Source organism: Neobacillus driksii, from assembly GCF_013409995.1.
Lineage (GTDB): Bacteria > Bacillota > Bacilli > Bacillales > Cytobacillaceae > Neobacillus > Neobacillus driksii.
On record NZ_JACCBX010000010.1, the window covers coordinates 188,620 to 202,843 of the forward strand.

15 protein-coding genes, 1 tRNA gene and 1 riboswitch are annotated in these 14,224 nt (G+C 39.4%); of the genes, 15 read left to right on the forward strand and 1 reads right to left on the reverse strand.

Annotation, left to right across the window (positions count from 1 at the left end; all coding sequences use genetic code 11):
• The first annotated feature begins 160 nt into the window (after positions 1 to 160).
• From trxA to F4694_RS22090, 3 genes are all read left to right on the forward strand, one after another.
• Positions 161 to 475 carry a thioredoxin gene (gene trxA, locus F4694_RS22080; protein WP_095248849.1) on the forward strand — a complete coding sequence of 105 codons (315 nt, stop codon included), beginning with the start codon at positions 161 to 163 and terminating at the stop codon, positions 473 to 475.
• Between the two features lie 131 nt (positions 476 to 606).
• Positions 607 to 2,379, forward strand: coding sequence for an excinuclease ABC subunit UvrC (gene uvrC / locus F4694_RS22085; protein WP_179601937.1), 1,773 nt, complete (start codon positions 607 to 609; stop codon positions 2,377 to 2,379).
• Between the two features lie 69 nt (positions 2,380 to 2,448).
• Positions 2,449 to 2,627: riboswitch (Lysine riboswitch) on the forward strand.
• A 119-nt stretch (positions 2,628 to 2,746) separates the two neighbouring features.
• Complete coding sequence (locus tag F4694_RS22090; RefSeq protein WP_179601939.1) at positions 2,747 to 3,970, forward strand: aspartate kinase; 1,224 nt, start codon at positions 2,747 to 2,749, stop codon at positions 3,968 to 3,970.
• Positions 3,971 to 4,017: 47 nt separating this feature from the next.
• Here F4694_RS22090 and F4694_RS22095 read toward each other — a convergent pair whose 3' ends face one another.
• Positions 4,018 to 4,470 carry a YslB family protein gene (locus tag F4694_RS22095; RefSeq protein WP_179601941.1) on the reverse strand — a complete coding sequence of 151 codons (453 nt, stop codon included), beginning with the start codon at positions 4,468 to 4,470 and terminating at the stop codon, positions 4,018 to 4,020.
• 437 nt (positions 4,471 to 4,907) lie between these two features.
• On the opposite strand from F4694_RS22095, the gene F4694_RS22100 reads away from it, so the two are divergent.
• The 12 genes from F4694_RS22100 to F4694_RS22155 all read left to right on the forward strand — a co-directional run bounded on the left by F4694_RS22100 (position 4,908) and on the right by F4694_RS22155 (position 14,062).
• Entirely contained in the window at positions 4,908 to 5,516 is a 609-nt protein-coding gene (locus tag F4694_RS22100) for a succinate dehydrogenase cytochrome b558 subunit (protein WP_179601943.1), read from the forward strand.
• Between the two features lie 63 nt (positions 5,517 to 5,579).
• Complete coding sequence (gene sdhA / locus F4694_RS22105; protein ID WP_179601945.1) at positions 5,580 to 7,337, forward strand: succinate dehydrogenase flavoprotein subunit; 1,758 nt, start codon at positions 5,580 to 5,582, stop codon at positions 7,335 to 7,337.
• A gap of 6 nt (positions 7,338 to 7,343) precedes the next feature.
• Positions 7,344 to 8,105, forward strand: a complete 762-nt coding sequence (sdhB, locus tag F4694_RS22110) for a succinate dehydrogenase iron-sulfur subunit (protein ID WP_179601947.1) — start codon at positions 7,344 to 7,346, stop codon at positions 8,103 to 8,105.
• A gap of 131 nt (positions 8,106 to 8,236) precedes the next feature.
• Positions 8,237 to 8,821: a class D sortase gene (locus F4694_RS22115; protein WP_308806531.1), complete on the forward strand. Its 585-nt coding sequence runs from the start codon at positions 8,237 to 8,239 to the stop codon at positions 8,819 to 8,821.
• Between the two features lie 164 nt (positions 8,822 to 8,985).
• Positions 8,986 to 9,210 carry a spore germination transcription factor GerE gene (gerE, locus tag F4694_RS22120; protein WP_009796032.1) on the forward strand — a complete coding sequence of 75 codons (225 nt, stop codon included), beginning with the start codon at positions 8,986 to 8,988 and terminating at the stop codon, positions 9,208 to 9,210.
• Between the two features lie 196 nt (positions 9,211 to 9,406).
• On the forward strand, positions 9,407 to 9,856 hold the full coding sequence (locus F4694_RS22125) for a MarR family winged helix-turn-helix transcriptional regulator (RefSeq protein WP_179601949.1): 450 nt from the start codon (positions 9,407 to 9,409) through the stop codon (positions 9,854 to 9,856).
• A 16-nt stretch (positions 9,857 to 9,872) separates the two neighbouring features.
• Positions 9,873 to 10,667, forward strand: coding sequence for a glutamate racemase (gene racE / locus F4694_RS22130; RefSeq protein WP_179601951.1), 795 nt, complete (start codon positions 9,873 to 9,875; stop codon positions 10,665 to 10,667).
• 135 nt (positions 10,668 to 10,802) lie between these two features.
• Positions 10,803 to 11,849 carry a GerMN domain-containing protein gene (locus tag F4694_RS22135; RefSeq protein ID WP_179601953.1) on the forward strand — a complete coding sequence of 349 codons (1,047 nt, stop codon included), beginning with the start codon at positions 10,803 to 10,805 and terminating at the stop codon, positions 11,847 to 11,849.
• Between the two features lie 128 nt (positions 11,850 to 11,977).
• Positions 11,978 to 12,730 (forward strand): ribonuclease PH, encoded by a 753-nt coding sequence (gene rph, locus F4694_RS22140; protein ID WP_179601955.1) that lies wholly within the window; start codon positions 11,978 to 11,980, stop codon positions 12,728 to 12,730.
• Positions 12,731 to 12,744: 14 nt separating this feature from the next.
• Complete coding sequence (locus F4694_RS22145) at positions 12,745 to 13,353, forward strand: XTP/dITP diphosphatase (protein WP_179601957.1); 609 nt, start codon at positions 12,745 to 12,747, stop codon at positions 13,351 to 13,353.
• A gap of 2 nt (positions 13,354 to 13,355) precedes the next feature.
• Positions 13,356 to 13,874, forward strand: a complete 519-nt coding sequence (locus F4694_RS22150; protein ID WP_179601959.1) for a metallophosphoesterase — start codon at positions 13,356 to 13,358, stop codon at positions 13,872 to 13,874.
• Between the two features lie 111 nt (positions 13,875 to 13,985).
• Positions 13,986 to 14,062, forward strand: a tRNA-Arg gene (locus tag F4694_RS22155).
• Positions 14,063 to 14,224 lie beyond the last annotated feature (162 nt).

Sequence of the window (14,224 nt, forward strand, 5' to 3'; positions counted from 1 at the left end):
GGGCGAGCAGTGGCAAACTGTTCGCCTTATTACATATAATCAGCCAGAATATGAAACGTTTTTTAGGGAAAATTACATCCGAGACAGATTATTAGCATGATGGTTTAAACAATGCTATACTTTCGTTAGAAATTAGTATTTATTTAGGAGGCATAAACAAATGGCTATTTCAAATGTAACCGATGCAAATTTTTCTGCTGAAACAGGCTCTGGTCTAGTTCTTGCAGATTTCTGGGCTCCATGGTGTGGACCTTGTAAAATGATCGCTCCTGTTCTTGAAGAAATTGATTCAGAAATGGGCGACAAAGTGAAAATCGTTAAATTAGATGTAGACGATAACCAAGAAACTGCTGCTAAATACGGCGTAATGAGTATCCCTACATTACTTGTTTTCAAAAACGGCGAAGTAGTTGACAAAGTAGTCGGCTTCCAGCCAAAAGACGCTTTAGCTGGTGTGTTAGAAAAGCACGTTTAAAGCATAGATAACCTTAGCTAGGATATTTCTAGCTAAGGTTTTTTATTTGGAAAAGACATTTACTTTTCTTATTCACTAGTTTGTTTTAAAATTTATAAGTATAAATTAAAGACGGAGAGGAGCAGCTTGAAATGAATGAGACTATCAAACAAAAATTAACACTGCTGCCTGATCAGCCTGGCTGCTACTTGATGAAGGACCGTCAGGGAACGATCATTTACGTGGGGAAAGCAAAAATACTAAAAAATCGTGTACGGTCCTATTTTACCGGGTCACATGATGGTAAAACTCTAAGGCTCGTCAACGAGATTGAGGACTTTGAATATATTGTCACCTCATCCAATATCGAAGCATTGTTACTCGAATTAAATTTAATTAAAAAATACGATCCTAAATATAATGTAATGCTGAAAGATGACAAAACCTATCCGTTTATTAAATTGACTGCGGAGAGACATCCGAAACTCATCATTACAAGAAAAGTAAAAAAGGATAAAGGTAAGTACTTTGGTCCTTATCCTAACGTCATGGCGGCGAATGAAACGAAAAAGCTGTTAGACAGAATCTATCCATTACGAAAATGCTCAACCCTTCCAGACAGGGTTTGTTTATATTACCATTTAGGCCAGTGCCTGGCACCATGTGTAAATGAAGTACACGAAGAGCAATACAAGCAAATGACCGATGAAATTACCCGCTTTCTTAATGGTGGATTTAAAGAGATTAAGAAAGAACTAACGGAAAAAATGACCAGTGCTTCTGAGGAATTGGATTTTGAGCGTGCAAAGGAATTCCGCGATAAGATTATTCATATTGAAACCATTATGGAAAAGCAAAAAATCACGATGACAGATTTTACAGATCGTGATGTGTTTGGCTACGCTGTCGATAAAGGTTGGATGTGTGTTCAAGTATTCTTTGTACGCCAAGGAAAATTAATTGAACGTGACGTTTCCATGTTCCCTATCTACAACGTGCCAGAAGAAGAAATTCTTACCTTCCTAGGTCAATTTTACGAAAAATCCAATCATATTAAGCCGAAGGAAATTCTAATACAGGATGAAATTGATTTGAATCTCGCAGAACAGCTGCTTCAAGTAAAAGTCCTAAAACCTCAGCGTGGTCAGAAAAAAGATTTAATTAAAATGGCAATCAAAAATGCAAAAATAGCATTGAATGAGAAATTTTCACTGATCGAAAAGGATGAGGTAAGGACGATCAAGGCTGTCGAAAATCTTGGCGAGCTTATGGGTATTTATACCCCACACCGAATTGAGTCTTTCGATAACTCTAATATTCAAGGGACCGATCCTGTATCTGCGATGGTGGTCTTTATCGACGGGAAACCAAATAAGCGTGAATATCGAAAGTATAAGATTAAATCTGTTAAGGGTCCGGATGATTATGAATCGATGCGTGAAGTAACAAGAAGAAGATATTCTAGGGCGTTAAAAGAGGAACTGCCGCTGCCGGACCTCATTATTATTGATGGAGGAAAAGGACATGTGGAGGCTGTTAGAGATGTCCTGGAAAACGAGCTTGGCTTAGATATTCCTTTGGCTGGTTTGGTGAAGGATGATAAGCACAAGACTTCTCAGTTGTTATATGGCAATCCTCTACAAATTATCCCGCTTGGGAGAAACAGCCAAGAGTTTTATTTATTACAAAGGATTCAAGATGAGGTTCACCGGTTTGCAATTACCTTTCATCGTCAGACCCGAGGTAAAAGTGCGTTTCAATCACTGTTGGACGACATACCAGGTGTCGGTGAAAAACGTAAAAAACAGCTATTAAAGGAATTTGGTTCCGTTAAGAAAATGAAGGAAGCGACATTTGAAGAGTTTAGAGCCATTGGAATTCCCGCTCCTGTGGCGGAGGAATTAATTAAAAAACTTCAATCATAGTGATTGTCAGAAAAATGCCGCTATGCTATAATGAGTGAAAATTATATTACTATCACTTTTTAATACTAAAGTGAAGGTAGAGGTGCGAGCTTCAATAGTAGTGATTCGGAGAAGGATGAGCTTCGGAGATGAATCATGAAAGGGGATGTTCGCCGAAGTGAAGAAAGTCTCATTTCTTTCTTTGCTGGTCTTGCATTTAATAAATGCCGGATTGTCAAGGCTAAATGCCTTGGAGAGCTATCTTACATTGTAGACGCAGAATTTTTTTGTGTATTCAAGCAATGAGATGCCCTCTCATTGCTTTTTTATTTTTTTGCGGGGAAACATATAATGATAGCTAAACCTATAACTGAAAGCAGGGGAAAAGATGGGTTTAATTGTACAAAAGTTTGGCGGTACTTCGGTTGGAAGTGTAGAAAGAATTCTAAATGTAGCACAAAGAGTAAAAGATGAAACCGATCAAGGGAATCAGGTTGTAGTGGTTGTTTCGGCAATGGGGAAATCCACTGATCAACTTGTGGATCTGGCAAAAGAAATTTCCGCAGCTCCCAACAAACGGGACATGGATATGCTGTTAAGTACAGGAGAACAAGTGACAATTGCCTTATTGTCAATGGCTCTAAATGAACAGAATCTTCCTGCTGTTTCGTTTACAGGATGGCAGGCAGGAATTGTTACGGAACCAGTTCATGGAAATGCCCGCATTACGACCATTAATACAGAAACGGTAAAAAATCAGCTTGCTGCCGGTAAAGTGGTAATTGTGGCAGGTTTCCAGGGGATTACAGAAGATGGGGAGATTACAACTCTTGGTCGAGGCGGTTCAGATACAACTGCGGTGGCACTCGCGGCTGCACTAAATGCAGATAAATGTGATATTTATACTGATGTTACGGGTGTATTCACCACAGACCCTAGATATGTGAAGAGTGCGCGTAAATTACAGTCTGTGTCTTATGATGAAATGCTCGAGCTGGCGAATTTAGGTGCAGGAGTATTACATCCAAGAGCTGTAGAATTTGCGAAAAACTATCAAGTCAAACTTGAGGTTCGCTCAAGTATGGAGAGAGTAGAAGGAACAGTAATTGAGGAGGAAGCATCAATGGAACAAAACCTTGTAGTCCGTGGAGTGGCATTTGAAGATGAAATCACAAAGGTGAGTGTATTAGGACTTGCCAATTCTCTAACAAGTTTATCAACGATTTTTACAACCTTAGCTGAGAACCATCTGAACGTAGATATTATTGTTCAAAGCACAACAGAAGCAGAAACAGCAAATCTTGCTTTTTCCATTAAAACGCAGGACCTTATGGAAACATTAAATGTCCTTGAAAACAGCAAAGATGTTCTCAACTATGAACAGCTCGACGCTGAAAATAAACTGGCAAAAGTATCGATTGTTGGATCCGGTATGATTTCAAACCCAGGAGTAGCAGCGAAGATGTTTGAAGTACTAGCGGCAAACGAGATTCAAATTAAAATGGTCAGCACCTCAGAAATCAAAGTTTCAGCAGTAGTCGAAGAAAAACACATGCTGAAGGCAGTAGAAGTACTGCACCAAGCATTTGGTCTTTCTGCAGACAACCAATAATAAAAAAAGCTTTCATCGGGAGTGCCTGATGAAAGCTTTTCTACATACTAAAGTGTGTCTTTACGATCCCATTTGACGGTGAATAGGACTTTGTTGGCTTTTTTAACTGGGTGTTCGAAGGTCTCGGCGATGACTTGTTTTTGGAGTTCGATTTGTTGAGCGAGAAAGCCGGCTTCGATTTGGAAGAAATGTTCGGCTTTTGATTTGACTCGCGAAACGATTAACGGGCTGACAAGTTCAAATTCGATTTCATCCTTACGCTCCTTTATTAGTTCGAGCTGTCCCCACGAAGCTTTTGAGAAAAAATCGATGATTTCATCAAGGCTGTTTAAAGGGTGGTTGCGAGCTAACCGTTTTCCGGCCCAGTAAAGGATTTCAGGTGTGTCTTTTCCTAAGATATCTGGCAGTATGAATTCTCGAATCAATTCATAACCAAACAATGAAATATTTCTTGGTTCTTTCGATTCTAGAGTAAGTTCAACGGCAGTACTTTCATTCATTTTGCTTCCCCTCTTTCTACCATTCTATTATATACAATTACGGCTTTAAGTTAAGAACACTTTTTATGAAATATAGTGTAAAGCGTTAGAGTGGTAAAGGATTGTTATTTTGCAATACGATAGCCTGTCTTTCATCATAATTATATTTCCCATTTATGAGAAGGGGCTATTGATAAAATTTAATTATTTACTGGATTGAATACAAGATAATTCCATTTGCAAGACATAAAACTTTTAATTTATTATAATATCAATATATTTTAAAAATTTTATTTTTATGAAACTTTTGTGTATCCGTTTTCTTGACGCTAATACCCGATGGGAGTAAAATGGACTTGTCACATTATTGTCACACTGGTGCTAAGTTATGAATTCTATTTAAAAACAATAGAGACAAAATGCTTAACATCATTTTAAAAATTCAAGGGGGGTTAATAATGGCGGGGAATCGTGAGTTTTTTAATCGAAGATTGCATTCTTTACTAGGGGTAATTCCAATAGGTTTATTCCTTGTGCAGCATCTAGTAGTCAACCATTTTGCTACAGGAGGGGCTGAGTCCTTTAACAAAGCTGCAGATTTTATGGGGAACCTTCCTTTTAGAATTGTTCTAGAAACAGTAGTTATTTATTTACCAATTTTATTTCATGCAATCTATGGCCTTTATATTGCTTTTACCGCAAAAAACAATGCCGGGAAATATGGATATTTCAGAAACTGGATGTTTTTACTACAGCGGGTATCAGGTGTCATTACGTTAATCTTTATCACATGGCACGTATGGCAAACTCGCGTTGCAGCAGCATTTGGTGCGCATGTTAACTATGACATGATGGCAGATATCTTTTCTTCACCATTCATGCTTGTTTTCTATTTGATTGGTGTAATTTCAACTATTTTCCACTTTGCAAATGGTTTGTGGTCATTCTTGGTTAGCTGGGGTATTACAGTTTCCCCACGTTCACAAGTAATTTCTACATATTTCACTATTGGGGTTTTCATCGTCCTATCAATTGTAGGAATTAGAGCAATCTTAGCTTTTGTTTAAAAAATTAACTTCATACTCTGTGTTGAAAAATATCGGATTTTTGGATTAAGGGAGTGAGTCACAATGAGTAAGGGTAAGGTGATCATAGTTGGCGGCGGCTTAGCCGGCTTAATGGCAACCATCAAAGTTGCAGAACAAGGAACACCCGTAGAATTATTTTCACTTGTTCCAGTTAAACGTTCCCACTCTGTTTGTGCCCAAGGCGGTATGAATGGAGCAGTAAATACAAAAGGAGAAGGCGATTCTCCATGGATTCACTTTGATGATACCGTTTATGGCGGAGATTTCTTGGCTAACCAGCCGCCCGTTAAGGCGATGTGCGAAGCAGCACCTGGAATTATTCACCTAATGGACCGGATGGGTGTAATGTTTAACCGAACTCCAGAAGGACTTTTGGACTTCCGTCGTTTCGGAGGTACGCAGCATTCACGAACAGCTTTTGCTGGAGCAACAACAGGTCAGCAGCTTCTTTATGCATTGGACGAGCAGGTTCGTCGTCATGAAGTAGCAGGATTGGTAACAAAGTACGAAGGATGGGAATTCTTAGGCGCAGTTGTGGATGACGATGGAGTTTGCCGAGGAATTGTTGCCCAAAACCTTACATCGATGGAGATTAAATCCTTTGCTGGTGATGCGGTTATTATGGCAACCGGCGGCCCTGGAATCATCTTCGGAAAAACAACCAACTCTGTAATCAATACAGGCTCAGCTGCATCTATCGTTTATCAACAAGGTGCATATTACGCAAATGGTGAAATGATTCAAATTCACCCAACTGCTATTCCTGGTGATGACAAGCTTCGCTTAATGAGTGAATCAGCACGTGGTGAAGGCGGACGTGTTTGGACATATAAAGACGGAAAACCTTGGTACTTCTTAGAGGAAAAATATCCTGCGTACGGAAACTTAGTACCACGAGATATTGCAACACGAGAAATTTTCTCTGTCTGTGTGGATCAGAAGTTAGGTATTAATGGCGAAAACATGGTTTATCTAGATCTTTCACATAAGGATCCAAAAGAATTAGATATTAAACTTGGTGGAATCATTGAAATCTATGAAAAATTCATGGGTGACGACCCGCGTAAAGTTCCGATGAAAATTTTCCCTGCCGTACACTATTCAATGGGCGGTCTATGGGTTGATTATGACCAAATGACCAATATTCCTGGACTTTTTGCTGCCGGAGAGTGTGATTATTCACAGCACGGTGCCAATCGTTTAGGTGCAAATTCATTACTTTCTGCTATTTATGGCGGAATGGTCGTTGGACCGAATGCGGTTAGATATATCAAGGGTCTTGAGAAGAGTTCAGATGCCGTATCATCTACTGTATTTGATCGTCACGTAAAGGAACAAGAAGAAAAATGGTCTTCTATTATGTCTTTAAATGGTACGGAAAATGCGTACGTTCTTCATAAAGAGCTTGGCGAATGGATGACTGATAATGTAACAGTTGTTCGCCATAACGACAGATTATTAAAGACAGATGATAAGATTCAAGAGTTATTAGAACGTTATAAAAATATTAACATTCAAGATACAAGCAAATGGAGCAATCAAGGGGCAACCTTTACGCGTCAATTACAAAACATGCTTCAATTGGCACGCGTAATCACAATCGGTGCTTACAATCGTAATGAAAGCCGCGGCGCGCATTATAAGCCTGAATTCCCGAACCGTGATGATGAAAACTTCTTGAAAACGACAATGGCAAAATTTGTTGATGGCTCATCTGCACCAGCTTTCCATTACGAAGATATTGACGTTTCCTTAATCAAGCCTCGTGAACGCAACTATGCAAAAAAGAAAGGGGAGTAGGAACATATGTCTGAAAATAAAACAGTAAAATTTATTGTTACCCGTCAAGATAGCCCTGATTCTGCTCCTTATGAAGAGGAGTTTGAATTAGCGTATCGTCCGAATATGAACGTAATTTCCGCTTTAATGGAAATTCGTAGAAACCCTGTTAACACAAAAGGACAAGCTACTACTCCGATAACTTGGGACAGTAACTGTCTTGAGGAAGTTTGTGGAGCTTGCTCAATGGTGATTAATGGTAAGCCGCGCCAATCATGTTCAGCACTTGTTGATCAGCTTGAGCAGCCCATCCGTCTAGAGCCAATGAGAACATTCCCGGTTGTGCGTGACCTTCAGGTTGACCGCAGCAGAATGTTTGATGCATTAAAGAAAGTAAAAGCTTGGATTCCAATCGATGGAACATACGATTTAGGACCTGGTCCACGTATGCCAGAGAAAAAGCGTCAATGGGCTTACGAACTTTCAAAATGTATGACATGTGGTGTCTGCCTTGAGGCTTGCCCAAATGTAAACAGCAATTCAAGCTTTATTGGCCCTCAGCCGCTTTCACAGGTGCGTTTGTTTAATGCACATCCAACTGGTGAGATGAATCGTGGAGAGCGCTTAGAAGCAATTATGGGTGATGGTGGCCTAGCTAACTGTGGTAACTCACAGAACTGTGTACAATCATGTCCAAAAGGGATCCCATTAACGACTTCAATTGCAGCATTAAATCGTGATACAACCTTCCAAGCGTTTAGAAACTTCTTCGGAAGCGACAACGCATAAAGTCTTAAAACCTTCTTTTCTATCACGAAAAGGGGGTTTTTCTTACTTTAGAGACAGGGACTTTTGAACGACCTTTTGGTATACTAATAGTAAAGTGAATTGAAGTAAGAAAAAAAGGATGGTACCTGAGGGTGAAAAAACTTCCGTTATTAATCATTTTGGCAGGACTAGTTGTCATTGGTATCGGTGTATGGCAAATCGTTGAGACTAATTTTATGAGCGATTCTACATTAAAAGAGGCCAAAAGAATTGTAGCAGAGGCAGAGTCTAAATATGATGAAGAAGAACCGATCAAGAATCTAAAAAAAATTGATCCTCCTAAATTTGGGGATACGGTAGGTTTGCTTTCGATACCGAAGATTAAATCTGAATTAGCCATCGTTGAAGGTACCGACCCGAATGATTTAAAAAAAGGAGTCGGGCATTATAAGGGATCGTACTTCCCGGGTGAAAATGGACAAATCGTTTTATCTGGACATCGAGATACTGTATTTCGACGCTTAGGTGAGCTTGAGCCTGGAGATATCTTTGAAATTCAATTACCAAATGGGAAATTTAAATATGAATTAACGAATACGAAGATTGTAGATGCAGAAGATCGGACAATCATTACCCTGCAAAATACTAAAGAAGAATTAATCGTTATCACGTGTTATCCATTCCGTTATATCGGTAACGCCCCACAACGGTATATCATATATGCGAGGCCAATTTAAAGTCCTTTTAACATAAGGACTTTTTTTATTGATTTTTTTTACAAAATTATTCTCCTTAAAGCATTTCTAGTCACTCTAGATGTGTCAGTTACATAAGATATCGTGACTAAATATATACCCACCCAACGGTTCATAACTGGCGAAGGCAAGGAGGGTCACAATACTTGAAGGAGAATGAATATACTCACAAGCCGTTACTCACCAAACGTGAAAGAGAAGTATTCGAACTCTTAGTACAGGATAAAACTACTAAGGAAATCGCTGGTGAATTATTTATAAGCGAGAAGACGGTTCGAAATCATATTTCCAATGCTATGCAAAAGCTTGGTGTAAAGGGGCGTTCACAAGCAGTTGTAGAGCTCCTTCGTATGGGAGAGCTAGAACTTTAATCATGACCGGCATCCTACGGGAGGCCGGTTCATGTTTTTATACACGGAAAATCTAGATATATACATATGAATTTGTAGTGGCATATGTTTCAACTTGAAATTTTATCGAAAAAAGTAGAAAATAGAGCAAGATGAAAAATCGGCTAAAGTCTACGAAAACAAGGCAAAGGGAATCCAATATAGGAGTGTTATAGATATGACTGTAGAAAATACACAAAAGGTCAGCGCGGAAATTGTTGCTAGTTTAGAAAAAGATTTACGTTATATTTCAGGTATTATTAAGCAAAAAGGCAGGGAAATGCTCAGTCATTATAAAATTACGCCGCCACAATTTGTCGCGTTACAGTGGCTTTTTGAAGATGGCGATATGACCATTGGTGAACTGTCTACTAAAATGTATTTGGCCTTTAGTACGACAACCGACCTTGTAGACCGGATGGAAAAAAACCAACTGGTTGTAAGGGTAAAGGATCCAAAGGACCGCCGTGTTGTCAGAATTCACTTACTTGAAGAAGGCGAAAGAATAATAGATGAAGTAATAAAGAAGCGTCAAGTGTACTTAGAGGAAGTTTTGACCAATTTCTCAGTAGAGGAAATTCAACAACTTCAAACCAATTTGATGAAACTGCATCAAGATATGCGTTAAAAAAGAGGCGAGGATTTTGAAACAACCAATTGGTGTCATAGATTCCGGTGTTGGTGGATTAACGGTTGCAAAAGAGATTATGAGACAGCTTCCGAATGAGAAAATTATTTATTTGGGGGATACGGCAAGGTGCCCATACGGTCCTAGACCACTAAAGGAAGTAAAAAGATTCACCTGGGAACTAACTACATTTTTGTTAGAAAAAAATATAAAAATGCTCGTCATTGCCTGTAATACAGCAACGGCAGCTGTCTTGGATGAAATTAGGAATAAGCTAAGCATACCTGTGATCGGAGTAATCTACCCTGGGGCACGCACCGCTATCAAGCGGACAAAGAACTATCGAGTAGGGATTATTGGTACAGTAGGTACAATCAAAAGCGGAGCCTACGAAAAAGCGTTAAAAGCATTAAACAGCCGGTTATATGTTACTGGACAAGCCTGTCCAAAGTTTGTGCCACTTGTTGAAAGTGGTGAGTACGATGGGGAGATTGCAGAAAGAATTGTCATCGAAGCATTACAGCCGTTGCAAAATCAAAACTTAGATACACTAATCCTTGGCTGTACCCATTACCCTTTGCTTGAACCACTCATTCAAAAAGTGATGGGTGAAGGTGTGAATGTTATCAGTTCTGGGGATGAAACAGCAAGGGAAATCAGTGCGATTCTCCAGTATAACAATATACTGGAATCCGATGAGAATGAACCGGACCATGAATTTTACACTACGGGGTCTAGGTATATCTTTTCAAAAATAGCTTCGCAGTGGCTCGGAGTACCTATAAATAATGTTAAAAAGATTAAATTATAATTAAGTTCCTATTAAAGGAGCTTATTTTTTTTGAAAAAAATGAAAGAATGTCCTATTTTTCTTTCTAAAGGCGGTCTAATTATTTTCATAGGCTCGTATACATGTTAGTACAAACTGTCTTAGGAGGGAAAAAATATGTCTAAAAATAAAGTAAAACCCCTTGTTACAGCCGTTTTTGCTTCAACACTTCTATTATCGGGGTGTGGTTTGTTCGGTACTGAAGAGCAGAAAAAGGTAGATCCGCCAAAGCAGGTTACAGTGAGCGATACAAACCCGACTAAGGAAACCACCGGTAAGAGTGAAGAAGTAGAAGGAACAGTAAAAACAGAGTTATACTTAATAAATAAAGATGGGTTAGTGGTGCCACAAACACTTACACTGCCAAAAACGTCTTCCGTAGCGAAGCAAGCATTAGAATACTTAGTGGCTAACGGACCGGTTACCGACATGCTGCCAAATGATTTCAGGGCTGTGCTGCCAGAAGAAACCCAAGTTTCCGTTAACATTAAAGATGGTGTAGCCGTGGTTGACTTCTCGAAGGAATTTAAAAACTATCAGCCTGAAGATGAAAGAAGAATCCTTGAAGCGGTCACCTGGACACTTACACAATTTGATACAGTGAAGAAGGTAAAGCTTCAGATGAACGGACATGATTTAAATGAAATGCCTGTAAACGGAACACCAATCAGTGAGAATCTATCGAGAGCGACAGGTATCAATCATGATACTGCCGGCGTTACGGACATTACAAACACAAAGCCAGTGACCGTATATTATATTGGCGGTGAAGAAGACAATTATTATTATGTACCTGTGACAAAACGGGTTAGCACGAGTGAAAAGAATAATGTCGTCGCAGTTGTCAATGAGCTGGTAAAAGGACCAAATGTAAAATCTAATCTGGTTTCTGAGTTTATGCCTGACGTAGAACTGCTAGAAGCTCCGAAAATCGAAGATGGAAAGGTAACGTTAAACTTTAATAAATCCATCTATGGAAGCTTTGAAGAGAAAATTGTTTCTGAACATTTATTAAACGCCCTTGTCCTTTCATTAACGGAACAAAAGGGGATTGAAAGTGTTGCGGTTACAGTAGATGGCAAGGCAGAACTCGTTAATGATAAGGGTGAAAAAGTTTCTGAACCAGTCACTCGTCCAGAAAAAGTCAACACAGGTAGTTTCTAAAAATATATTTTTGATATACTATATAGTGACAATCAGGGAGGTTGCCTTTTGGCTTCCTCTTCTTTATTTGATTTTAGAGATGACAAACGGTGGGAGAGGTATTCCCATCCACAAGGAGGAAAAAAGTTGTGCGTGTTGATGGTAGAGAACGACTGCAATTAAGACCTATACATATTGAAACAGGTTATTTAATGCACCCAGAAGGCTCAGTCCTAATTTCAGTGGGGAATACAAAGGTAATTTGCACAGCAAGTATTGAGGAGAGAGTTCCACCTTTTATGCGAGGAGAAGGAAAAGGCTGGATTACCGCTGAATATTCTATGCTGCCTCGTGCAACGGAAACAAGAAACATTCGTGAATCTTCAAAAGGGAAGGTCACCGGAAGAACGATGGAGATTCAGAGGTTAATTGGACGGGCATTAAGAGCGATTGTCGACTTATCCGCGTTAGGGGAAAGAACAGTATGGATTGATTGTGATGTCATACAAGCTGATGGGGGAACAAGGACTGCCTCGATTACTGGAGCATTTGTTGCAATGGCCATTGCCCTCAATCGACTTGGTGAAAAAAAGGGTTTTAAATTCCCCATTACTGATTACTTAGCAGCAACTAGTGTTGGAATTTTAAAAAATAACGAAACAGTGCTAGATTTAAATTACGCAGAAGATTCTAAAGCACTTGTCGATATGAATATCGTTATGACAGGAAATGGTGAGTTTGTAGAATTACAGGGAACGGGTGAAGAATCTACATTCTCATACCAACAGCTTCAGGACCTTTTAGGTGCAGCTCAGGAAGGGCTGATGGAGCTATTTGAACATCAAAAATCTGCGTTAGGGGAAGAAATAACCTCGAAAATTGAAGCAAGACGCAAGAAATAAGGGGATATGGAGTTATGAAGGAAGTTATCATTGCAACTAAAAATCCTGGTAAAGCAAAGGAATTTGAACATATTTTTGCACCGAGAGGTATTGCGGTCCGGACACTGCTTGATTATCCTGAGATAGAGGATGTAGAAGAGACCGGGACATCTTTTGAAGAAAACGCCACGTTAAAAGCAGAAGCGGTTTCGCAGCAGTTAAATAAAATGGTAATTGGTGATGATTCTGGTTTAATCGTTGACGCCTTAGAAGGCAGACCGGGTATATATTCAGCACGTTATGCTGGTGAGGAGCCTAAAAACGATCAGAAAAATCTTGAAAAGGTATTGCTTGAACTTAAGGGTGTTCCAGAAGAAGATCGCACCGCTCGGTTTTATTGTGCGCTTGCTGTAGCTATGCCAGGGAAAGAAACGATTACTGTAGCTGGGACATGTGAAGGTCGAATTCTCGAGGAGCAAAGGGGAACAAATGGTTTTGGTTATGACCCTGTGTTTTATGTGCCAGAGAAAGTCAGCGCGATGGCAGAATTATCCTCTGATGAAAAGAATAAAATAAGTCATCGAGCGAATGCTTTGAGAAAGCTTGAAGGTATGTTAGATTCTATTGTAGAAAGAGCGGAATAATCATGAGCAAAGTTCTTGTTGTTAGTGATAGCCACGGTTTAACGAACGAGCTTGAGGTTTTAAGGGAGAGGCATCTAAACGAAGTAGATTTAATGATTCATTGTGGTGACTCTGAAATGATGCCCGACGATAAAGTGATGAATGGGTATGTCACGGTCAAGGGAAATTGCGATTTTGGCAGCTATCCATTAGAAACTACTACCGAGATAGCTGGCCGTAAGTTTTTTGTTACTCATGGTCACAGATATTCAGTTAAGTCGTCACTAATGAACTTAAAATACAAGGCAGCAGAGGTTGGAGCAGATGTTGTCTGTTTCGGACATTCCCATGTATTGGGCGCAGAAGTTATAGGGGGTACGTTGTTCTTGAATCCTGGCAGTATTCGTTTGCCAAGGGAACGTTTCGAAAAAACCTATGTGATCCTAGATTTATTAGATGAAAAAATCAAAATGTCCGTTTATGACATCAGTGGACGGGAATTAAAAGATTTAACCTTTGATTTTGCTTTGCCGAAAAAATGAGGGAAGACTTTTTCTTCCCCTCCATTTTATTTTTTAAAAAAGTTTTAAAATAGTGTTGACTTTAATAGATATGGATTATATAATAAATCTTGTCTTTGAAATACTTATTACGTCCCAGTAGCTCAGCCGGATAGAGCATACGCCTTCTAAGCGTACGGTCGGGAGTTCGAATCTCTCCTGGGACGCCATTTATCTACATACCAATAAATATTACTCACCTTCAGAAGGTGAGTTTTTTTGTTTTTAAAATTCGTGTCATTTCTAAGGGTAAATAGTGCCGATAAATCGGGAGCAGCGGAATTACGGTAACAATCACCGTTAGATAGTGCCCATAAATCAGGATCAACACA